This window comes from Candidatus Izemoplasmatales bacterium, from assembly GCA_041649275.1.
Lineage (GTDB): Bacteria > Bacillota_I > Bacilli_A > Izemoplasmatales > Hujiaoplasmataceae > UBA12489.
Map to the genome: position 1 here is coordinate 47,545 of JBAZNL010000007.1, position 19,797 is coordinate 67,341.

Annotated in this window: 21 protein-coding genes; 12 read left to right on the top strand and 9 right to left on the bottom strand. The window is 63.6% G+C overall.

Features of this window, described 5'->3' with window-relative positions; all coding sequences use genetic code 11:
- The first annotated feature begins 137 nt into the window (after positions 1-137).
- Positions 138-539, top strand: a complete 402-nt coding sequence (locus WC509_05515) for a VOC family protein (GenBank protein MFA5006902.1) — start codon at positions 138-140, stop codon at positions 537-539.
- A 97-nt stretch (positions 540-636) separates the two neighbouring features.
- On the opposite strand, the gene WC509_05520 is transcribed toward WC509_05515, so the two are convergent.
- Both WC509_05520 and WC509_05525 read right to left on the bottom strand, forming a co-directional pair.
- Entirely contained in the window at positions 637-1,647 is a 1,011-nt protein-coding gene (locus WC509_05520) for an alpha/beta hydrolase (GenBank protein MFA5006903.1), read from the bottom strand.
- A 4-nt stretch (positions 1,648-1,651) separates the two neighbouring features.
- Positions 1,652-2,632, bottom strand: coding sequence for a tocopherol cyclase family protein (locus WC509_05525; protein ID MFA5006904.1), 981 nt, complete (start codon positions 2,630-2,632; stop codon positions 1,652-1,654).
- A 159-nt stretch (positions 2,633-2,791) separates the two neighbouring features.
- Here WC509_05525 and WC509_05530 point away from each other — a divergent pair, with 159 nt between their 5' ends.
- Positions 2,792-3,211, top strand: coding sequence for a PPC domain-containing DNA-binding protein (locus tag WC509_05530; protein MFA5006905.1), 420 nt, complete (start codon positions 2,792-2,794; stop codon positions 3,209-3,211).
- Positions 3,212-3,355: 144 nt separating this feature from the next.
- Complete coding sequence (gene heR / locus WC509_05535; GenBank protein MFA5006906.1) at positions 3,356-4,147, top strand: heliorhodopsin HeR; 792 nt, start codon at positions 3,356-3,358, stop codon at positions 4,145-4,147.
- A gap of 47 nt (positions 4,148-4,194) precedes the next feature.
- Here heR and WC509_05540 read toward each other — a convergent pair whose 3' ends face one another.
- Positions 4,195-5,193, bottom strand: a complete 999-nt coding sequence (locus WC509_05540) for a hypothetical protein (protein MFA5006907.1) — start codon at positions 5,191-5,193, stop codon at positions 4,195-4,197.
- 223 nt (positions 5,194-5,416) lie between these two features.
- On the opposite strand from WC509_05540, the gene WC509_05545 reads away from it, so the two are divergent.
- From WC509_05545 to WC509_05580, 8 genes are all read left to right on the top strand, one after another.
- On the top strand, positions 5,417-6,979 hold the full coding sequence (locus WC509_05545; GenBank protein ID MFA5006908.1) for an MFS transporter: 1,563 nt from the start codon (positions 5,417-5,419) through the stop codon (positions 6,977-6,979).
- A complete protein-coding gene (locus WC509_05550) occupies positions 6,976-8,121 on the top strand; it encodes a hypothetical protein (protein MFA5006909.1) in 1,146 nt (381 codons plus the stop codon). Before WC509_05545 ends, WC509_05550 begins: the two co-directional genes overlap by 4 nt.
- 112 nt (positions 8,122-8,233) lie before the next feature.
- Complete coding sequence (locus tag WC509_05555; protein ID MFA5006910.1) at positions 8,234-9,190, top strand: DMT family transporter; 957 nt, start codon at positions 8,234-8,236, stop codon at positions 9,188-9,190.
- Positions 9,191-9,279: 89 nt separating this feature from the next.
- On the top strand, positions 9,280-9,657 hold the full coding sequence (locus WC509_05560) for a RidA family protein (protein MFA5006911.1): 378 nt from the start codon (positions 9,280-9,282) through the stop codon (positions 9,655-9,657).
- Between the two features lie 137 nt (positions 9,658-9,794).
- Positions 9,795-10,439: a PAS domain-containing protein gene (locus WC509_05565; protein MFA5006912.1), complete on the top strand. Its 645-nt coding sequence runs from the start codon at positions 9,795-9,797 to the stop codon at positions 10,437-10,439.
- 41 nt (positions 10,440-10,480) lie between these two features.
- A complete protein-coding gene (locus WC509_05570; GenBank protein ID MFA5006913.1) occupies positions 10,481-11,704 on the top strand; it encodes a pyridoxal phosphate-dependent aminotransferase in 1,224 nt (407 codons plus the stop codon).
- Between the two features lie 45 nt (positions 11,705-11,749).
- Complete coding sequence (locus WC509_05575) at positions 11,750-13,174, top strand: Na+/H+ antiporter NhaC family protein (GenBank protein ID MFA5006914.1); 1,425 nt, start codon at positions 11,750-11,752, stop codon at positions 13,172-13,174.
- Between the two features lie 151 nt (positions 13,175-13,325).
- Entirely contained in the window at positions 13,326-14,210 is an 885-nt protein-coding gene (locus WC509_05580) for a hypothetical protein (GenBank protein MFA5006915.1), read from the top strand.
- A gap of 49 nt (positions 14,211-14,259) precedes the next feature.
- Here WC509_05580 and WC509_05585 read toward each other — a convergent pair whose 3' ends face one another.
- The 3 genes from WC509_05585 to fliB all read right to left on the bottom strand — a co-directional run bounded on the left by WC509_05585 (position 14,260) and on the right by fliB (position 16,972).
- A complete protein-coding gene (locus tag WC509_05585) occupies positions 14,260-15,198 on the bottom strand; it encodes an alpha/beta hydrolase (protein MFA5006916.1) in 939 nt (312 codons plus the stop codon).
- Between the two features lie 112 nt (positions 15,199-15,310).
- A complete protein-coding gene (locus WC509_05590) occupies positions 15,311-15,763 on the bottom strand; it encodes a GtrA family protein (GenBank protein ID MFA5006917.1) in 453 nt (150 codons plus the stop codon).
- Positions 15,764-15,817: 54 nt separating this feature from the next.
- The gene (fliB, locus tag WC509_05595; GenBank protein MFA5006918.1) at positions 15,818-16,972 is read right to left on the bottom strand and encodes a flagellin lysine-N-methylase; all 1,155 of its coding nucleotides are present in this window, start codon (positions 16,970-16,972) and stop codon (positions 15,818-15,820) included.
- Between the two features lie 303 nt (positions 16,973-17,275).
- Here fliB and WC509_05600 point away from each other — a divergent pair, with 303 nt between their 5' ends.
- Positions 17,276-17,704, top strand: a complete 429-nt coding sequence (locus WC509_05600; GenBank protein ID MFA5006919.1) for a hypothetical protein — start codon at positions 17,276-17,278, stop codon at positions 17,702-17,704.
- A 46-nt stretch (positions 17,705-17,750) separates the two neighbouring features.
- Here the strand turns inward: WC509_05600 and WC509_05605 are convergent, their stop codons facing one another.
- The 3 genes from WC509_05605 to WC509_05615 are packed head-to-tail and all read right to left on the bottom strand — an operon-like array spanning position 17,751 to position 19,788.
- A complete protein-coding gene (locus WC509_05605; GenBank protein ID MFA5006920.1) occupies positions 17,751-18,413 on the bottom strand; it encodes an SGNH/GDSL hydrolase family protein in 663 nt (220 codons plus the stop codon).
- Positions 18,406-19,428, bottom strand: a complete 1,023-nt coding sequence (locus WC509_05610) for an aminoglycoside phosphotransferase family protein (protein ID MFA5006921.1) — start codon at positions 19,426-19,428, stop codon at positions 18,406-18,408. Before WC509_05610 ends, WC509_05605 begins: the two co-directional genes overlap by 8 nt.
- A 9-nt stretch (positions 19,429-19,437) precedes the next feature.
- Complete coding sequence (locus tag WC509_05615) at positions 19,438-19,788, bottom strand: zinc ribbon domain-containing protein (GenBank protein ID MFA5006922.1); 351 nt, start codon at positions 19,786-19,788, stop codon at positions 19,438-19,440.
- Positions 19,789-19,797: the final 9 nt, after the last annotated feature.

The window sequence follows — 19,797 nt, forward strand, 5'->3', positions numbered from 1 at the left end:
ATCCTCCCGCTTGACGCTTTGATATGATGATACCACGAGAACGGGCCGCTGCCAATCCCGGTTCCGATGGATTCGCGCCTGAAAACGGGCTTTCATGGTACAATGGACGGTGAAGTCGTCATCACGGAGGATTAGTCATGGTCATGGGCATCGCGCATCTCGCTTTTCGCGTCACCGACATGGAGCGGTCGGTCAGGTTCTACGAGACGGCACTCGGTTTCACGCGCAAGTTCGAACTCCACGATCCCCAGGGAGCGCCGTGGATCGTCTACCTGCAGGTGAACGAACGGCAGTTCGTCGAATTGTTTTGCTCGCGCGACGCGGTCGCCTTCGACGGCGTCCGGTCGGGTTACCAGCACCTCTGCGTCGAAGTGACCGACATCGAAGGGCTTGCCGCAGGACTGGCCGCGAAGGGCATCCGGATCGTCCATCCCGTGATCGTCGGGCTCGACCACAACAGGCAGTGCTGGATCGCCGACCCCGACGGCAACCCGATCGAGCTGATGGAGTACGGCAGGGACGCCCTCCAGCTAAGGTGACACGTCCGTTTCTTCGTTTTGCGCCGCGAAGAGCGCCGCATGGACGCATGTGCGAAAGGATCCGCCGGTTCCCGTGGAATCGGCGGATCCTCTGTCTTCAGAACGGCAGTTCGCCGAGAAACGTAAGCAGGTCGGCGGCGGTGGCAGCGGGATCCTCCTCCATCGGCACGTGTCCGAGGCCGGGATAGACGATCACGCGGTCCGCCGCCAGATCGAGCGAGGTCGCGAACGCCTCGGCGAAGGCGGCGTCGATCCACGAATCCTCCTCTCCCCACAGCACCAGGACCGGAATCCCCGCGTCGCGGATCGCATCCAGACGCGCCGATCCGTCGGGTTCCTCCTCGGGGTGCGTGAGCAGGACCGCTTCGCGGTTCCCATCCTTGCGGAGGAGGTCGTAATAGCGGTCGAGGATCCCTTCGGTAAGCATCGAGGCGGACCCGTAGACGTCCCCGAGGATCCGCTTCAGCAGGAAGCGGGGGGTGAGGTGCGAGAGGAATCCCGCGAGCCGGGGGTGCGATCGAAGCCCTTCCGCGCCTTCCGGCGCACCGGATCCGAGGTCGGGATGGACCGCGTCGATCAGGACCAGGCCGGCCACCGCGAACCCGTCGACGCCGTGGTGGGCGCCGGCGAGTTCCCAGGCGACGCCCCCGCCCATCGAGTTCCCGGCAAGGACGCAGGTTTCGACGCCGAGGAGATCGAGGATTCCCTTGACGGCGGCGGCCGAGCGGCGCCGCGATCCGGCGCCATCCGAAAAGCCGCCGCTCAGACCATGGTTCGGCAAATCGACCGCGACCACGCGGTAGCCCGAGGCGAGCAGTTCGACGATCCAGGCGTCGAAGGTCCCAAGCGACGAGAACATCCCGTGCAGGAGCACGACGACGGGATCGTCGGGGCCCCCGACGTCGCGGTAGTGCAGGTCGATCTCGACGGGGTTTCCGTCGAGGTCGTCGACGGTGACGGTCGCATAATGGGATTCGGCGGTGTAATAAGTCTCCTCGAGGCGTTCGCGCGACAGGTCCGGACGGTACGCGAGCAGCACCAAGGCCGTCGGCAAGAGGAGAAGGACGGTCAGAAGAACGAGGAGCACCTTGAGCAGGCGGTGGCGCATGGGCTCACCCCTTGCGCGGCGCGCGCATGATCTCGATGCCCGCATGGGCGCCCTCGTCGGCGAAGAGGACGCGCTTCCCGCACGTCAGCCGGACGGCGACGATTCCGGAGAGCCCTTCCTTGATGGTCTCCACCATCCTGCCCTCGCGCGGCGAGGGCAGTCCGACCGCCATGTCGGAACGGGCGTCGATCTCGAGGAGAAGACGACCCTTGCGCAACTCGTAGGAGACGGTTCCCTCGCCGATGTCGGCGCGGACGACGCGCGCCAGGTTGTAGGAGGCGAAGCGATATTCCCGCCCGCCGGCGACGAGGTTGGCGATGAGGCCCTGGAAACGCATCCCGAGAAACGGGATGTCGGCGTGGGAGAACATGAGCGAGGCGTCTGGCGCGGTGAAATGGTTCGACTGGATCCAGACGTAGGATCGCGGGAAGGATCGTCCCCAGTCCTTCTCGACGTAGCCTTTCCCGCCGTCGAAGACGACTGGTTTACCGTCGAGGAGTAGCGTTCCGGAAAGCGCGTGGGTCATCGAGTAGACGCCGTGGTAGCACTCGAGGAAGCCGAAATAGCCGAAGAAACCCATGATGCTCGGGGCGAAGAGGGTCTTCCGGATCGGCGTGACGGCGGAGAACCGGACCTCGCCGGACAGACGCATGCGTCCGTCGCCGAGGTCGACCGAGAGGCCGCCGCCGTCGAAGCGGCAGGTCCCGACGGAAATCGAGAAGGCCGCGGCCGACGCCGAGAAGGCGGACCGGTCGAAACGCACGTAGGCGGTCCGCAGCTCCGTCGAGGCGTCCGCGCGGCGCGAGACGAAGACCTGCACGAACGCGTGCGGATCGTCGCGGTTCACGCTCACGCCGGGGATGAGGGCGATCGTATGCGAACCGTCGGCGGTCACGAGCTTGTAGTACCAGCCTTCGAAATATCGGTCGTATTTACGGGCACCCTGGAAATATTCGGGGTGGATCACGTTTCTGAGCGGGGGCATGGCTCCTCCAAGGCTCGGCTCTTTGCGGCCGTCGTCACCTCTATCATAACACGGTCGTCCGCCGTCGTGGAAGAGGACGCCCGAAACGAATCGGCGAAACCTGTGATATAATGGTCACGACGGGACGCGGAGCGACTTGCGCCCATGGGAGGAAGAACGATGGAATACAGACGGTTCGGTCAGGTGTTCGTGATCCGGCTCGGCGTCGGCGACGAGGTCGTCGCCCGCCTCGGGGAGGTTTGTGCGAAAGAGAACGTGCGGCTCGCCTCGGTCAGCGGCATCGGCGCGACCGACCGGGTCCGGATCGGCCTCTTCGACCCGACCAAACGGACTTACGACGAGACGGTCCTGACCGGACCGATGGAGATCGTATCGCTGCTTGGCAACGTCACCGAGAAGGATGGGGCGCCCTTCCCCCACCTGCACGTCGCCGTCGCCGACGAGCGCTTCGCCGTCCACGGCGGACACGTCTTCGAATGCCGGATCTCGGTGGCATGCGAGATCGTCCTGACGTCGATCGACGGCCGCGTCGGCCGCCGGATCGATCCCGAACTCGGGGTGAACGTCCTGGATTTCTAGGATGACCGCTTCCTCGGCGCGCCGTTGCGCTCCTTTTTTCATGGAGCGCGCCGCGGTGAGCGTCGCGGGAGCGTCGTACGCGGCATCCTTACGCAGACATGGTACAATGATGTCGAGATCGGTTCACGATCCAAGGAGAAGAACATGAACGACACCAAAGTCCCGAAACTCAGAAAGTTCAACATGATCATGGGGGCCCTGCATCTCGTCCAGGGCATCGCGATGCTCTTCCTGGCCACCGCCGTGATCCAGAACATCGCCGAATTCACCCCGACCATCACCCAGCTGTTCATCCAGTACAACCCGGCGACGCAGTCGCTCGAAACCGCCAGCAAGGTCCTCTTCGACCTGCCGTTCGGCATCCTCGTCGCCGTCTTCCTGCTGTTGTCGGCCGTCGCCCACGCGCTCATCTCGATTCCGAAGAAGACCTATGCGATCTACGAGGCCGACCTCGGCAAGGGCATCAACCGCTTCCGCTGGTTCGAATACGCCCTCAGCTCGTCCGTCATGATCGTCCTGATCGCCACCCTGTTCGGGATGCACGACATCGTCACCCTCGTCCTCATCTTCGTCGTCAACGCCTCGATGAACCTGTTCGGGCTCGTCATGGAGCAACTGAACGTCGGAAAGGACAAGAAGGGCGTCAACTGGGGCCCGTTCGTCTGGGGTTCCGTCGCCGGCATCGCCCCGTGGGTCGCGATCATCGTCTACATGACCGGCAACCCCAACCTCGACATGGTCCCGTGGTTCGTCTGGGCGATCGTCGGCACCTACTTCGTCGCCTTCAACGCCTTCCCGATCAATATGATCCTGCAGTACCTCAAGGTCGGCAAGTGGAAGGACTACCTCTACGGCGAGCGCACCTACATCGTCCTCAGCCTCGTCGCCAAGTCGATCCTCGCCTGGCTCGTGCTGTTCGGCGCGATGCAGCCGTAAGAAAACGCGATACAAGAACGAAGGCTCCCCGCGAAGGGAGCCTTTTCTCATTCGACCGATTCCGGCGCGTAGAACGAGAGCGCCGCGAGCGCCTTCAGCGTGATCCATCTGGACGGCTCGCCCTTCCGTTCGATCCGGAGCCTGGTCTTCCCGTTGTAGGTGTTCTCGAGCGTCCAGGTCCCGTCCGCGTTCCGCTTGCCGGCGACAAGCGCGACCGCGTCGTCCAGGCGCGGATCGCGGATCCCCAGGGAAGCGAAGATCCCGAGCAGTTCGAGCGCGTCGGTCTGGTACATCAAGGGGAAGCCGAACTTCGTCCATCCCGGCTTTCCGACCTCGTCGACGGCATGGCTCTTCTTGTACAGGCGATGGATCAGGAAGTACTCGGAGAGGACGGCGATCTTGTCCTTGACGGCGTCGGACCGGCGGTCGGCCGGGATCGCGGCCAGCGCCTTGAGCGCCTTTGCGACGCCCATGTGGCACGAATGCTTCCCGAAGCAGGACGTGAGCCGGGCGATCGACGTCGGTCGCGGTCCGGCGAATCCACCGTCGTCGGCCTGCTGGTTCGCGACGATCCAGCCGATCGCCGCCTGCGTCCGCGGATCGTCGAGGAACCCTAGTCGGATCAGGGCGTAGACCATGTTTCCGGTGAGGCAGGGGATCACGTACCCCGGAACACCGGTGTGCGTCCGCGCGCTCTCTTCGACCGAGAAGGCGCCGCTTTCGGGTTCCTGCGCGTGAGCAAGGACGTATTCGCAGGCCGCCTTGACGCCGGGATCGGTGGAATCCGCTCCCAGTTCGGCGAGGATCAGAAGGGTCCAGACCGAACCGACATACTTGTCGCGGTAGAAGCGACCGGGTTCGCCCCATGAACCGTCGAGGTTCTGAGCGGACATGAGCCGGCGGATGTCCGCATCCGCCATCATCCGCCTTCTCGCCTCGATGACGGCGGCATCGTCCGCCGGTCGTCCGAGCAGATCCGTCAAGGCGGCGAGACGGACGGCGGGATCGGTTTCGTCGAGCAGCCATGTGCGTATCTCGTCAGGCATGGGAAAGCACCTCCCGTGGCGCCCGCGGGCAGACCGCGATCGCCTTCGCTACGATTATACACCCTCGTGGGAGGGAGGAAAACGCCTCCGTCGTAAAAATCGCAGGATGAAGGAGGGGAATCCGAACGAATTGCGCGTCGGATCGTTCGGATCGGCATCCTCCGCGAGGTCATCATGATGTATAATAGAAGTCGGATACGACTAGCGACAAGGAGCGAACCCGATGCAGGAATCTCCCCGGCCGACCGCCGGAGTCACCGTGAAAACCAAGATCTTCTACGCGCTGGGGGACTTCCCGTTCTCCTTCTCCTCGACGCTGATCGGCTTCTTCCTGATGATCTACCTCACGAACACGATCGGCATCTCCGCCTTCTGGGCGGGGGCGATCATCTTCGCCGGGATCGTCTGGGACGCCGTCACCGACCCGATCGCCGGCTACCTGAACGACAACGCCAGGAGTCCGCACGGAAGACGGCGCAAGTTCATCCTCGCCTACCTCGCGCCGATGGCGGTCACCTTCGCGATGCTGTTCTCCGTCCCGGCGCTCGTTCGCTCCGGATCGGAAGCCGTCAAGGTCGCCGTCACGCTCGCGGTCTACCTCGTCTACACGACCTTCATCACGCTCGTCGCGACGCCGTTCAACGCGATCGTGAACGACCTCTCGGACGACTACGACGAACGCACCTCGATGATGACGTTCCGCATGATCGGCTCGGTCCTCGGCACGCTCCTCTCGATCGCGATCCCCGAGGTCCTGGGGCTCTCGAACGCCTCGCAGGACAACACCGCGGGATACGTCGCGATGGGCGTCGCGTTCGGGTTCCTGATGCTGGTCTTCGGATTCTCCTCGGTGCTCAACCTGAGGGAGCGGAACAAGGGGGCGGACCGATCCCGCGTCCCGTTCGCGTTCCACAAGTACTTCGTCGCGTCGTGGAAGAACCCGCCCTTCCGGCAGGCCTGCCTGATGTTCGCGCTCTCGATCGCCTGCATGAACTTCATCCAGGGAAACCTCGTGTACTTCCTCAACTACAAGATGCTCCTTCCCTCGCTCTTCCTGCCCGTCGCCGGGGGCGTGATGGTGCTCGCCGTGCTGTTCATGCCGGTCTGGACCGCAGTCAGCAAGAAGACCTCGAAACGCACGGCCTACATCCTCTCGATCGCGGTGCTCTGCGTCGCCCTCGCCCTCATGGCGTTCGCGCCGGCGTTCGACTACGAGGCCGCGGGCGTCGTCGCGCACGTCGCCGCCGACGCCGACCTCGTCCCCGCCTATCAGGGAAGCGTCATCCGCTACATCGCCGACATCAACGCCGACTACGGCACGGTCCTGTCGGTGCTCTGGCGCACGATGCCGTGGATCTACCCCGTCGTCGTCCTGTTGTCGCTCGGGTTTGCCGGACTCCAGATGGTCCCGTTCTCGATCGTGCCGGACGCGATCAACTTCGCGACCGGTACCGGCGAACGCGAGGAAGGCGCCTACTACGGCGTCGTGACGTTCGTCCAGAAGCTGGGATGGGCGGTCGGGATGCTCCTCACGGGCGCGGTCCTGAACGCCGCGGGATACCTCGAACCCGCCAAGGCCTTCACCGCCGAAGCGCAGTCGTCGGTCCTATCGGGAGCGATCGTGCTCCAGTCGCCGTCGGCGGTGGATGCGATCGCGGTCCTCTTCTCGGTTCTGCCGATCGCGTTCGGCATCCTCGGGATCCTTTCGCTCCTTCGTTACCGCGTCGACCGCGACGCGCTTCGGCGTCGGGTCGCGGAAGCCGCCGCGACGGAGGCGGACCGATGAACGTCGTCGTCCGTCCGGTCGGGAACCGGTCCGACATCCGCCGTTTCATCGCGTTTCCCGATCGGCTGTACCGCGGCGACCCGCTCTACGTCCCGGCACTCCGTTCGGACGTTCGCAAGGGCCTTGTCGCGCAGATCCTTCGAAATGCGTCGGATCAGCCGGCGGCCGCCTTCCTCGCGGAACGGGACGGGGAGGTCGTCGGCCGGATCTGGCTTTCACCCTTCGTCGCCCGTCCCGGGACCTCGACGGAACGACTCCAGGGTGCCTTCAACATGTTCGAATGCGTCGACGACCAGGCGGTCGCGGACGCCCTCTTCGAGGCCGCCGACGCATGGTTTTCCGCACGTGGCATCGACTATTACTACGGCAATCTGAACCCGAAGGATCCGGACGATTCCCGCGGCGTCCTGACCGATGGATTCGACGTCGCGCCGGTGACGATGTGCGTTTACAACAAACCGTACTACCGCCGCCTGTTCGATACCGCCGGATTCGGGATGGCCGAAGACTTCGTGAGCTATCGGCTCGCACTCGACGACGTTCCCTACGAACGGTACCAGGACACGATCGACGCGATCAAGAAACGCTTCCGGTTCACCGTCGACGACGTCGATCCCAGGCGGGTCGACCGGGAGGCGCGCGACATCATCGCCTGCATGAACAACTCGATCGCCGACGACTGGGACCAGCGGCCGCCGGAACCCGAGAAGGTCTACGAACTCCTCGACAGCTGGAAGAGGTTCCTCGACTTCGACTACATCAAGATCGCCCGCACGTTCGAGGGCGAACCGATCGGATTCACGATGGCGGTCCCCAACTTCAACGAGATCCTGGTCCGCCTCCATGGGCGGCTCGGGCCGATCGGCCTTCTGAAACTGCTCTATTACCGCAAGCGCATCCGGACCGTCCGGGCGATGATCCAGACGGTGACGATCCCGTACCAGGGGAAGGGCGTCATCAACGCGATGTACGCCGCCTACTTCGACCTTCTCAAGCGCCGCGGCGTCACCTGGGTCGACGCTTCGACGATCGGGATGGAGAACCACAAGAGCCGGAACGCGATCGAGAAACTCGGCGGAAGAATCTACAAGGTGTTCCGCCTGTACGATCGGGAACTGCCAGCGAAGGCTGTGGAAAGATAGGATAATCCGATTACCGTAAACGGCGATCCGGCGTTCTTTTCTTCGCCTCGTCGAAACGATAAATCGCATCACGAAAAGGGGTTCCGGACGCGCGTCGTCCGGTATGCGAGCCATGAAGAAAGCGGTCCATCTCGCCGGCGTCGGTTACGCCGTCATCTTCGGTTTCACCTTCCTGTTCTCCAAGACGGCGCTCTTGTACGTAAGTCCGATCGGACTCATCAGCTACCGCTTCCTGGTCGCGTTCCTCGCGTTCGAGGGCCTGCGCCTGTTCAAGGTCGTGAAGATCCGCTTCCTGCGCGGGGCCTGGAGGCTCTGGCTGCCGGCGGCGCTCTGCGAGCCGATCCTCTACTTCCTGTTCGAATCCTTCGGCCTGTCGCAGGCGACGAGCGGGGAAGCCGGCATGATGCTGGCGATGATTCCGATCTTCGTCGCCCTCCTGAGCATGCTCGTGCTGCGCGAGCGGCCGCGTCCGATCCAGATCTTCTTCATCCTCCTGAGCGTCGCCGGCATCCTCCTCATCCAGTTCCTCGCGCCCGGGAGCGGCGACGGCGGCCGGATCGTCGGCTTTTTGCTTCTGTTTGCCGCCGTGCTCGCGGCCGCCTTCTTCAACATCGCCTCGAAGAAGGCGCTCGCCACGCTCACCCCATTCGAGATCACCTACTTCATGATGATGTCCGCGGCGATCGCCTTCAACGCGATCTATCTCGTCCAGCTCGCCTTCGGGGACGGACTCTCCGGATACGTGACGGCCCTCTTCCATCCCGAACTCGCCGCTCCGATCCTCTACCTCGGGATCGTCGCCTCGATCGGCGGCTTCTTCCTCGTCAACGTCGCCCTGAGCAAGCTGCCGCCGCACGTCTCCTCGATCTATTCGAACCTGTCGACGGTGGTCGCGATCGCCGCCGGCGCGGTCTTCCTCGATGAAAGCATCCGCTACTACCATCTGATCGGCAGCGCGATGATCCTCGTGGGCGTCTACGGGACGATCCGCTCGCAGGGCCTCGCGCGTTCCGGGAGCGATCCCGCCGCCTCCTCGCCATTGTCGCCGGGCGAGAAAAATTTATTATAAAATAATAAGCCGCCCGGCGGAAGGATGCACCCTTGCCAAGCCGGTTGCGGCGCGCTATAATGAGTCGTGAATCCAAGGAGGTCCATGCCATGACCCAATTCATCAAGACCGAACACGCGCCCGCAGCGATCGGGCCCTATTCCCAGGCCGTCCTCGCCGGGAACACGCTCTACGTCTCCGGCCAGATCCCGTTCGTCCCCGAGACGATGAAGGTGGCCGGCGACGACGTCGCGAGCCAGACCCGCCAGTCGCTTCAGAACGTGAAAGGCATCGTCGAAGCCGCCGGCTTCAAGGTCGCGGACATCGTCAAGTGCACCGTCTTCCTCAAGGACATGAACGACTTCGCCGCGATGAACGCCGAGTACGCCGCCTTCTTCGGCGACCACAAGCCGGCGCGCGCCGCCGTCGAGGTCGCCCGTTTGCCGCGCGACGTCAAGGTCGAGATCGACGCCATCTGCGTCCGATAGCGCATCAGGTCCTCCAACCGTCTTCACCGACGGTTCTTCTTTTGCCCATCGATGATAATTTTTTCTCATTTGCCTCTTGACAGCGATAAATTTTTCTCATATACTGTCGTTGTAAGCGCTTTTAAGGAGGCCCAGCCATGGACAACAGATCCCTGCTTGCGAAATACTTCCCCGTCGCCGACTTCATCGCACAGATCAACGGACCGACCTGCGAAGCGATCGTCCACGACCTGAGCGACCTGCAGCATTCGATCGTCTACATCGTGAACGGACATCTTTCCGGCCGTGCGGTCGGCGGATCGATCACGAAGTACGCGTTCGACCTGATCATGAAGAACGAGGACAAGAGCCGCGACGCCTTCATCAACTACACCGGCACGAACGAGAGGACGGGTAAGATCCTGCGCTCCTCGACGCTGTTCATCCGCAACGAGCGGCGCGAGACGGTCGGCCTGCTCTGCGTGAACGTCGACGTGACCGACCTGATGCGGCTGAGAGAGTCGCTCGACGGCCTGATCATGGTCCAGGCGACGGCCGCCGCCGAACCGGAACGCTTCGACGTTTCGGCCGACGAGATCGTCGACGACATTCTCCGCGGCGCACTGCCGGAGAGCGGTCCGGACTACGCGCGGTCTTCGCCGGCCGACAAGAAGGACCTCGTCGCCCGCCTCGCGGGCAAGGGCGTCTTCAAGTTCAAGGGCTCGATCGGGCGCGTCGCGACGCTGCTCGGGATCTCGCCCCAGACGCTCTACCGCTACCTGAAGGAACTCGAAACAAAATAACGGCCGCCGGGAACGTGCGGTCCCATCCAAGGAGAACGATCATGGACATCAAGACGAAGATGAACGGCAAGTTCCGCGACCTGCAGGGAGGGCTCTTCCTCAAGGTCACGAAGGCCGACGTCGGCGAAGGCGCCGGCATCCTGATGGAAAAAGGCTACCGGATCATGGCGTGGGCGGACATGTTCTTCCCCGACCCCTCGCTTCCCGCGTCCGTCAAGCGGGCGATGGTCGATTCGATCGAGGGCGGCGTCCCCGCGCATTACGTGATGCCGATCGGCGCGTACGACCTCCGCAAGGCGATCGCCGCGAAGGTCGGCCGCACGACGGGCCTGAAGCTCGATCCGAGCCGCAACGTGATCGTCACCCCCGGTTCGGACTCCGGACTGCTCTACGCGCTCATGCCGTTTCTGAACGAAGGCGACGAGGTGCTCATCCCCGATCCGAGCTATCCCTCGAACTTCCTCGATCCGAAGCTTCTCGGCGGCGTCGCGGTCCACGTCCCGCTTCACGAGGAAGACGGCTACCAGATCAGGATCGACGAGTTCGAACGGCGCGTCACGCCGCGGACCAGGGTCGTCCTCGTCACCCATCCGAACAACCCCACCACCACCGTGTGGAACCGCGCGTCGGTCGAAGAGCTCGCCGCCTTCGTGATCCGTCACGACCTCGTGCTCGTGTCCGACCAGGCCTTCGAGGACCATGTCTACGACGGACGCGAGTTCATCTCGCCGGCGACGCTTCCCGGGATGTGGGAACGTACCGTGACCGTCTGTTCGATCTCCAAGGGGTACGGTCTCAGCGGCCTGCGCATCGGCTACATCTACGCCGACGACCGCATCATGGACGTCCTCTACGGCGGCGCCGTCAACGTCCTCGGCGCCGCCTCCACGGTCTCGTCCGTCGGCGCCGTCGCCGCACTCGGGGACGAGACGCTTTTGCCGTCCCACTTCGTCCGACTCGAACGCCGCCGTCGGATCGCCTACGAGATCCTGTCCACGATTCCCGGCGTCACGATGACGATGCCGGAAAGCGGGATCCTCGCCTGGCTCAACGTCTCGCGCCTGGGAACGGCCGCCGAGGTCGCCGCGCAGATCCTCGAGGAGGCCCACATCATGGTGAACGAGGGAACGCCGTACGGCAGGGAGGGCGAGGGCCACATCCGGATCGTGATCGCCTGCTTCAACGACGATCTCGACGCGATCGCCGCATTCGAGGGAATCAAGTCCGCGCTCACGAAGCTCGCGAAGAAGAAAGGCGTCATCTGAACATCGTTGCCTGAAACACCACAAGATACAGAGAGGGAGAAAACAATGGAAGAAAAGAACGAGAAACTCGCATTCCGGTTCGGATGGGGAATGTCCTTCATTCCCATGCTCGTCTTCACGATCGTCTGCGTCCTGCTGTTCGTCGTCTTCAAGGCGTTCGACATGCACGCGCTGGCGATGGGCGGCTTCGTCGGTCTCGCGATCGGCGCGCTGTTCGTCAAGAACTTCAAGCACTACGGCCGCTTCTGGAACGCCGTCATGAAGGGCATCGCCAGCCCGACCAGCGTCGCCGTCGTCCTCATCCTCTTCATCATCGGCATGTTCTCGCAGCTGATGAAGTCGGCCGGCGTCTCGAACGGATTCCTCTGGCTCGCCGGCTCGATCGGCATGAAGGGCGGCATCTACGTCGCATTCGTGTTCCTCGCCTGCTGCGTCATCTCGACGGCCACCGGGTCCTCGATCGGCACGATGTTCGCCGCCTTCCCGATCTTCTACGGGGCCGGCATCGCCCTCGGCGCCAGCCCGATGTTCCTCGCCGGCGCGATCCTCGGCGGCGCGGTCTTCGGCGATAACCTCGCCCCGATCTCCGACACCACGATCGCCTCGTGCGGAACGCAGGTCTACCGCGACGGCATCCGCACCGCCGAAATCTCCGGCGCGGTCGCCTCGCGCTTCAAGTACTCGATCGTCGCGGCGATCATCACGACCGTCCTGCTCGTCGTCCTCGGCGGCATCGGCGGCACCGTCAGCGGCTCCGTCGAGGTCCAGGGCAGCCCGCTGCCGCTCCTCATGCTCATCCCCGTCGGCCTCCTGCTCTTCGTCGCCATCAAGACCCGCGACATCTTCGCATCGGTCACCGTCGGTCTGATCTCCGGCACGATCGTCGCCCTCGTTTCCGGCCTGCTCGGCTTCTCCGACATCTTCAACGTCGTGGGCGGCGCGACCCACGGCTTCCTGGCCGACGGCGTCGCCAACATGATGGGCACCGTCACGCTCGTCATCTCCGTCTTCGGCATCATGGGCGTCCTCCAGGAAGCGGGCGCGCTCGACCGCCTCGTCGACTGGATCCTCAAAAGCAAGCTCGCGAAGACGCCGAAGGGCGCCGAGATCGCGATCATGATCGGCACGAACCTCACGACGCTCCTCTTCGGCGGCGTCACGAGCGCCTCGATCCTCACGTTCGGCCCGGTCGTGAACGAGATCGGCCGCCGCAAGAACATCCACCCCTATCGCCGCGCCAACCTGCTCGACGGGTTCGCCAACTCGATCGCCAACAACGTGCCGTTTTTGAGCTGCTTCGTCTTCATCGGCGTCGCCCTCTCCGGCCTCAATCCGTACGTCGTCGCCGCCGGTCTCATCTACACGGCCGTGCTGTTCTTCGTCCTCCTGTTCGCCGTCCTCACCGGATGGGGACGCCGGTTCGAAGGCAAGGACGGCGAGGAACTCAAGGAAGAGCCCGCCGCGAAATAAGGTCCGTCGAAAACGAAGGCGTCGTCCCTGCTTCAGGCAGGCGGACGACGCCTTTTTCGATCTCGACCGGAAACGCGATGATGCGTGAATTTCTCGCAGGCGCGTTGACATCGATGTCCGGATGGGATACAATCCTTTCGGAGGGATGCCCATGAAGCCGTTTCTGAAGTCGATGACGCTGGTGATCATCACGATCTTCATCTGTTCAGCCGTCGGGACGATCTCGGCGTGGTACACCATGAATCGGTCCGTCCAGGTCGCGATTCCCGAGATCGCGGACGTCCATTACGTCGACCTCCTGTTTCCCGTCGACGCGGCGCCGTTTCTTTCGCCCGAAGAACTGGCGGACCGGAACCTTCCCGAGCCTTACGCCGAATCCGCCTACCGGGACGCGGTCAACGGATATCGGGACGCGGACGGATTCGGATCGGTGCTGCTCTACTGCGACGAAGCCGCGGTCGTCCTTCTCGGAGATGGCCTCTATCGTTTCGGCTACCGGGTCGAGGGCTCCTTGACCTTCAAGATCGCGATCATCTACGCCGACGGATCGATGGACGTCTCCGAACCCGTCACGCAGACCAAGCCGCTCTTGCAGGCCTCGTATGACCTCACCAGCGTGCAATACGCCGAATACGACACCCTCTTTCCCCCCGCCGACGATCCGGACGCCTGGGACGACTGGTATCTGGAGCGGAGTGTCAAGGCCTTCCTCTTCGCCTCCCTGGTCGGCCTTGTCCATCTCGTGCTGCTCTTCGCATTCGGATATCGACGCCGTCGGACGTTCGTCCTGACCGCGGCGATCAATCAGGCGGTCATCGCCGTCGTGATCTTCGTCTACTACGTCGACCATGCCTTCGTCCTGCCCGTCGTGTACCTGCTTACGTACGTCGCGCCGATCCTCGCCACCGTCCTCGAAATCAAGATCCTGACCAGCGGAAACCGCGAACATCCCCTTTCACGTGCGCTCGCCTTCGTCGGCGTCGCCGACCTCCTCCTGTTCGCGGCGATCGGACTCTGGGTCTTCGAACTCGTCTGACCATGGGCTCTGAAGAAATGAAAAAACGCGAGAAATCGCGTTTTTTCATTCATTCTGATTTCACCTGGAAGCGTTCGCGAAGGACGTCGCATCGATGGTTCAGGACGTCGACGACGAAGGGGGCGGGATACTCCTGCTCGAAGGCATGGTAAGCTCCCTTGACGACGTTCAGGATCGTCGGTACGCCCGCGTTATCGAGTCGACGGGCGTAGGCGACGCCCTCGTCGCGAAGACAGTCGATCTCCGCCGGTTCGACGTACGCCGGCGGAAGACCCGCGAGCGTCTTCGCCTGCAGCGGCGAGGCGTAGCCGTCCCCACCGGGATCGGCTCCTCCCAGATAGAGGTCCCACATCTGTCGGTTGGCTTCCGTGGACCACGTGCCGTCCGGATATTCCCTCAGGCTCCGACCCGTCTGAAGGCGGTCGGTCACCGGATAGACGAGCATCTGGAACGCAATCGGGAATTCCTTGCGGTCGCGTGCCATGAGCGCCGTCGCCGCCGCCAGGCAGCCGCCGGCGCTGTCGCCGTAGACGACCAGGCGCGTCGGATCGAACCCGAGGGCGGACGCATGGCCCGCGATCCACTTCGTCGCCGCGTAGCAGTCCTCGACCGGGATCGGGAACTTGTTTCGGTAGGAGGTTCGGTAGGCGGGAAGAAAGACGCGGCAGTGGAGCGCGTCCGCAAAGAAGCAGGCGTTCTGGAAATGCATCTTCGAAAACCCCCCGAAGAAACCGCCGCCGTGCAGGTAGACGATCGCCGGGGCGTCGGGGGCGACGGCCCTCCCTTCGACAACGAAGCAGTCGATCTCGGCATCCTGGAACCCCGGCACGAGGATCTTCCGGATCGAGGTGCCGAGGATCGGACGGAACCGTCGCGCGTGCGTGTCGTTCATCCGGAAGAACAGCCGGAGGAGCGGATGGGTGAGGCGCATCCTGCCGGTGCCGATCGCCGGTCCCTTCAGACCCGCCGCATAGGGATATCTCGTCATCTTCGCCTCCCGGACGCGAACGCGTCCTCCTGTATGATAGCATGCGCACGCGCGTTTGGAAAGGACGTCGTTGAAAAAACGACGACCCGCCGGAGCGGGTCGTCGGAATGGTTCACTCGTGCTTCTGCTCCGCCTTCGTCCTGGCCTTCATCGCCAGATCGTTGGAGTCGATCGAGTCGCGGAAGACGTAGAAGCGCTGGTAGAGGAATTCGAGGACGAAGTTCAGGAGCATGTTGATGCCGGTGACGAGATAGTCGTTCCAGAACAGGTCGCCGACGAGGTATTCTCCGAGGATCGTCGACGCCGGCGTGAAGAACACGTAGAAGGCGAACGCCTTGACCATCGCCGGTCCCACGTCGGTCGCCGACTTGAAGGTGAAGCGGCGGTTGAAGGTGAAGTTCCAGACGATCGAAAGCGCGAGCGCGATCAGATAGCGCGGCCAGTAGGGAAGCCCCGTCCATTCCGTCAGGATCGCGAAGGACCCGATCTGGATGAGACCTGCGGATGCGGCGAACATGACGTATTTCAACGACCGGACGATTTCCTGCTTCTTTTGCTGTTCCATGGGAACTCCTTGTCTCCCGCCGGTCGGCACCGGTGGGGCTCGATGTTTTCTCGTCTATGCCTGGAGCATCGTTCCGAGCGCGTCGAACGAGGATGCCTCCTCGTCGCGAAGCAGGACGACGATGTTCTTGTCGAAGCGGGTGTGGCCGACGACGCGATAGGTCGCCGCCATGATGTCGACGAACTCCGCGCGGTTCGTCCTCGTCATCATCAGGTTGAGCGCGAGGAAGCGGATGAAGACGTACGTGCCGGCGAGCGCGGTGAATTCGTCCGAAAGCCCGGTCCCGTGGTCGCCCCGGGGGAACTGCCGGAAGAACAGGTCGTTCACCAGCATCTTCTCGAAGAGGATCTCGTGGTCGGGAAGGATCGCCGTGAAATGAGCCGTGGCCGCGCGGTACTTCGCCTCGATCTCGCCGTCAACGTAGTAGGCCTCGACGCTTTCGCAGAAGGCCGCGATCGACCGGTTGTTCTCGATGAACCAGCGGCCGACGTTCATCATCGTCCGATATGTTCCGGGAATGTCGGAGGCAAAGGCGGGAACGCTGAGGTCGACGGTTCCCGGGTCGACGCCCGGATCGCGATCGAGGGCGGAAAGCAGTTTTCCGACCATCAGGATCCGCGTCTGAAGCGGAAACGCCCGATCCGTCAGGATGGCGAGGCAGAAGGCGCGGACGCGGACGTAGGCCGCCGCTTCCGCAGGAGCCGTCGCGGTGGGCGAAAACGGCATCGAGAACGTGAGTTCCCGGCGTTCGAAGCGGAGCGGTTCGGGTTTTTCGAAGAGCAGTTCGAGCGTGCGCTCGCAGCTGTTCGCGCAGGACGATTCCATGATCGGATCGATCCGCGGGCCGCGCGGATAGTAGCGGCAGACCGAGGGCAATGCGTCCTCGCCGCAGGCGGCATGGAGCGCGCACCAGCCGTCCGGACGGAGGAGCTTGCAACGGCCGTCGCGGTCGTGGCGGATCTCCGCGAAGCGTTCGGGCGATGGCCGGAGGACCGGCATGAAGGCGCGGTCGATCGATTCGCGCAGTTCGGGCCCGCAGGACACGTTGGCGAGGGCGAAGTACTGGTCCATCGGGACGGTGACCGTCCAGCCGGCGCAGCAGGTGCTGCGGCAACTGCCGCCCTTGCACGCGAAGGCGGCGTAATAGTCGGGAACGAGGAACTCGCCGCGTACCGGCGGAGTCCTCGGATTGTCGTTTCTGGATGCCATCGGATGTCGCTCCCGGCGCGTCTCGAGCGGACGCACCGAGACAAGATTATAGCACATCCAAGGCCCGTGTCAAGCGAAAAGAGGAGGAGGGTTCCCTGGTCCGGCGGCTCTTCTTCAGGGGGCGTCCCAACGCCCCTGAAAGAAACGGAAATCCACGCGCATTTCGGCGAATCCGCGCATCGAACATGACGATTCGCAGGAGGAAACCGGACGAAAACGTCACATCCCCTTGCCTTCCGTCGGGAAACGGTGCTATCATGATGGCGGACGGGCCGTCATCGAACGTCCGGAAGGAGACGGATCATGAAGAATCCCATCATCACCAAGGTGCTCGCGATCCTCGGAACCGTGCTCGCGCTGTTTCCGATCGCGTTCATGCTTTTCACGTCGGTCGTCGGATCGATCGACGAAGGCCGGTTCCTGATGGACTACATGTTCCCCGCCGAACTCGGTTTCGTCGTCGCCGTCGGCGCCGTCGTCCTGCTCTGGTCCGCGTGGACTTCCCCCCACGACCGGATGCGGGTCCTGATCGCGGGCGGAGCCGCGATCCTCTTCTTCCTCCTCGTGCTCGTAGTCGCCGCAGCGACCGGTCTCGACGAGGATCCCGATCCCTCCGGATTCCTCCTCGGTCTTGTCACCGCGCTTCTGGTCCTCTACGACCTCGCCACGGCGGCGATCGGCGTCGCAGGCGTCCTGTACTTGCGAAAGCTGTTCAGGAAGAGCATCACCTGACCATCATCATCGCAACGGGTCCCCACGGGGCCCGTTTTTCTTTTTTCTACCGGGAGGCCGCTTCGCCAAGCAGCCGGATCAGGGCCGCTTCGATTCGCGGTCCCCACCACTCCACGTAGCCGGTCAGCGTCGGGTGGACGCCGTCCGCCATGAAGCGGTCGCGATCGGCGGGATCGACGGCGTTCATGACGGGATCGTTCCACAGGTCGACAACGCCGATGCCCCAGCGTTTCGCGATGTTCCAGAGCAGTTCGACCATCGCTCCGTAGCGCGGCTCCGGGAACCGCGTGCCGACATAGAAGAACACCGGGCAGCGATAGACGCGGAAAATCCGGTCGACGATCGTTTCGATCGCACCGGCGACCGTCGAAGGATCGTAGCCGACCGCGCCGGGTCCGATCGGCGTTCCGAGCGGATGACCCCGGCCGACGTCGTTCGTCGAGAGCTGCACGAGCGCGGCGTCGAAGGTCAGATCGGGATCGAGGCGCCGAAGACGGGCGACGTAGGACTGGTCGTCGACGTCGCAGAGCGTCGTCCCCGATACGGCTTCCTTCCGAGCGAAGCATCCCGTCCGCGCGGCGAGGAATTCGACGAACGAGATCCCGCCGGGTTCGACGCCGTAGGTCACCGAGGAACCGAGGAACAGGATCCGTTTGCCGCGAAGCGGGCTTTTCGGATCGAGGGCGATGCCCTGGAGCGCGTCATTCATGGGGATTCTCCTCCTTCGCGGCGCGACCTTCGAGGACGCGGAGCGATCCGAAGCATTGACGGAATAAAAGTTTGCAGGCGCCGACGTTGCGCCACCAGCCGAAATGGAAGTGCGTGTAGCGGGCGTACTTCTCGACCTCCATGATGAGTCCGAGGTACCCGAGCATGAGCGAGAAGCGGATCCGTTCCGCATCCGTGACCGCGATCGGTTCCGACGCCACGGCGTTGTAGGCGGACAGCGCCGACGACTTCTCGTCGAGCGACATCTTCATGAAGTCGAGGCAGACGAAATCGGCGATGCGATCGCCCCAGAAGGAGCGCTCGGGATCGATCCACGAGAGCGTCAGGTCGCCGTCCTTCCGTTCGCAGAGGATGTTCGGCTCCCAGACGTCGAAGTTGACGAGCCGCGACTCGACCGTCCTCAGGACGTCCGCATGGGCGTGTACGGCCCGAAGGAGTCGTCTTCCGCGGGGACATGGCATCCGGAACCGGCGCGCGTCTTCGATGAGGTTTCCGACCATCGCCGCAAGCGCCTCGTGCCAATCGGCGTGCAGGCCGTTCTGGACGTAACCGAACCCGGCTCCGCGGACCTCGTGGAGCGACGCGACCATCGCCGCGGTCTGCCGAAAAGCGACCTCTCTCTCCGCGGCCGTCAAGCCGGCTCGATCGACGGTGGTTCCGGGGAGCCGTTCCATGATGAACCACGGCGACGGCAGATCGGTCCCGGTGAAATCGGCGTAACGGACGGACGGCACGCGGATCGGCGTCTTCTCCCGCATCCAGGCGTAGAAGCGCACCTCCTCGGCCATCATCCCGCGTTCGTACGAGAGCATCCGCCGTCGATCGGTCGGCGCGACCTTGAGGACGTGTTCGACGCCTCGGGCCTTTACGGCGTAGAGGGCGTTGAACTCGCCCGCCCCGAGCGGGGCGATCGATTCGACGCCTTCGATGCCCGCCTTGGCGAAGAGGCGGACGATGGTGGAACGGTCGAGGACGATCTTGCTTCGGCTCTCCATCGGTTCACCTCAAGCGCGGAAGACGGATCGGGCGACCGGCAGGACACCGGTGGTCGTCGGATCCGCGAGGCCGAGGCAACTGACGAGCGAGAGCATCTGGTAGACGAGAAACGAGAGGATCGACGCGGCGATCGCGCCCTTGAACGCCGAAAGGGCCGCATCGTAATGGTTGCGGGAAAAGAAGAAAAACCAGGCGTAGCCGAGCGGCGGAAGCAGGAAGCCGACGATGAACCACTTCCACTCGACGCCGAGATCGACCTTCGGGCGTTTCGCGACATGACGGATCGGCGCGCCGCACTGATAGCAGAATTCCTGATAGCGGGTGATCTCGGACTTGCAGTTGGGACAGCGTTTCGGCATGGGGCGTTC

Bases quoted from the DNA above. Each gene is read 5' to 3' on its own strand.
- WC509_05515 (MFA5006902.1), top strand. From the start codon at position 138: ATGGTCATGGGCATCGCGCATCTCGCTTTTCGCGTCACCGACATGGAG.
- WC509_05520 (MFA5006903.1), bottom strand. From the start codon at position 1,647: ATGCGCCACCGCCTGCTCAAGGTGCTCCTCGTTCTTCTGACCGTCCTT.
- WC509_05525 (MFA5006904.1), bottom strand. From the start codon at position 2,632: ATGCCCCCGCTCAGAAACGTGATCCACCCCGAATATTTCCAGGGTGCC.
- WC509_05530 (MFA5006905.1), top strand. From the start codon at position 2,792: ATGGAATACAGACGGTTCGGTCAGGTGTTCGTGATCCGGCTCGGCGTC.
- heR (MFA5006906.1), top strand. From the start codon at position 3,356: ATGAACGACACCAAAGTCCCGAAACTCAGAAAGTTCAACATGATCATG.
- WC509_05540 (MFA5006907.1), bottom strand. From the start codon at position 5,193: ATGCCTGACGAGATACGCACATGGCTGCTCGACGAAACCGATCCCGCC.
- WC509_05545 (MFA5006908.1), top strand. From the start codon at position 5,417: ATGCAGGAATCTCCCCGGCCGACCGCCGGAGTCACCGTGAAAACCAAG.
- WC509_05550 (MFA5006909.1), top strand. From the start codon at position 6,976: ATGAACGTCGTCGTCCGTCCGGTCGGGAACCGGTCCGACATCCGCCGT.
- WC509_05555 (MFA5006910.1), top strand. From the start codon at position 8,234: ATGAAGAAAGCGGTCCATCTCGCCGGCGTCGGTTACGCCGTCATCTTC.
- WC509_05560 (MFA5006911.1), top strand. From the start codon at position 9,280: ATGACCCAATTCATCAAGACCGAACACGCGCCCGCAGCGATCGGGCCC.
- WC509_05565 (MFA5006912.1), top strand. From the start codon at position 9,795: ATGGACAACAGATCCCTGCTTGCGAAATACTTCCCCGTCGCCGACTTC.
- WC509_05570 (MFA5006913.1), top strand. From the start codon at position 10,481: ATGGACATCAAGACGAAGATGAACGGCAAGTTCCGCGACCTGCAGGGA.
- WC509_05575 (MFA5006914.1), top strand. From the start codon at position 11,750: ATGGAAGAAAAGAACGAGAAACTCGCATTCCGGTTCGGATGGGGAATG.
- WC509_05580 (MFA5006915.1), top strand. From the start codon at position 13,326: ATGAAGCCGTTTCTGAAGTCGATGACGCTGGTGATCATCACGATCTTC.
- WC509_05585 (MFA5006916.1), bottom strand. From the start codon at position 15,198: ATGACGAGATATCCCTATGCGGCGGGTCTGAAGGGACCGGCGATCGGC.
- WC509_05590 (MFA5006917.1), bottom strand. From the start codon at position 15,763: ATGGAACAGCAAAAGAAGCAGGAAATCGTCCGGTCGTTGAAATACGTC.
- fliB (MFA5006918.1), bottom strand. From the start codon at position 16,972: ATGGCATCCAGAAACGACAATCCGAGGACTCCGCCGGTACGCGGCGAG.
- WC509_05600 (MFA5006919.1), top strand. From the start codon at position 17,276: ATGAAGAATCCCATCATCACCAAGGTGCTCGCGATCCTCGGAACCGTG.
- WC509_05605 (MFA5006920.1), bottom strand. From the start codon at position 18,413: ATGAATGACGCGCTCCAGGGCATCGCCCTCGATCCGAAAAGCCCGCTT.
- WC509_05610 (MFA5006921.1), bottom strand. From the start codon at position 19,428: ATGGAGAGCCGAAGCAAGATCGTCCTCGACCGTTCCACCATCGTCCGC.
- WC509_05615 (MFA5006922.1), bottom strand. From the start codon at position 19,788: ATGCCGAAACGCTGTCCCAACTGCAAGTCCGAGATCACCCGCTATCAG.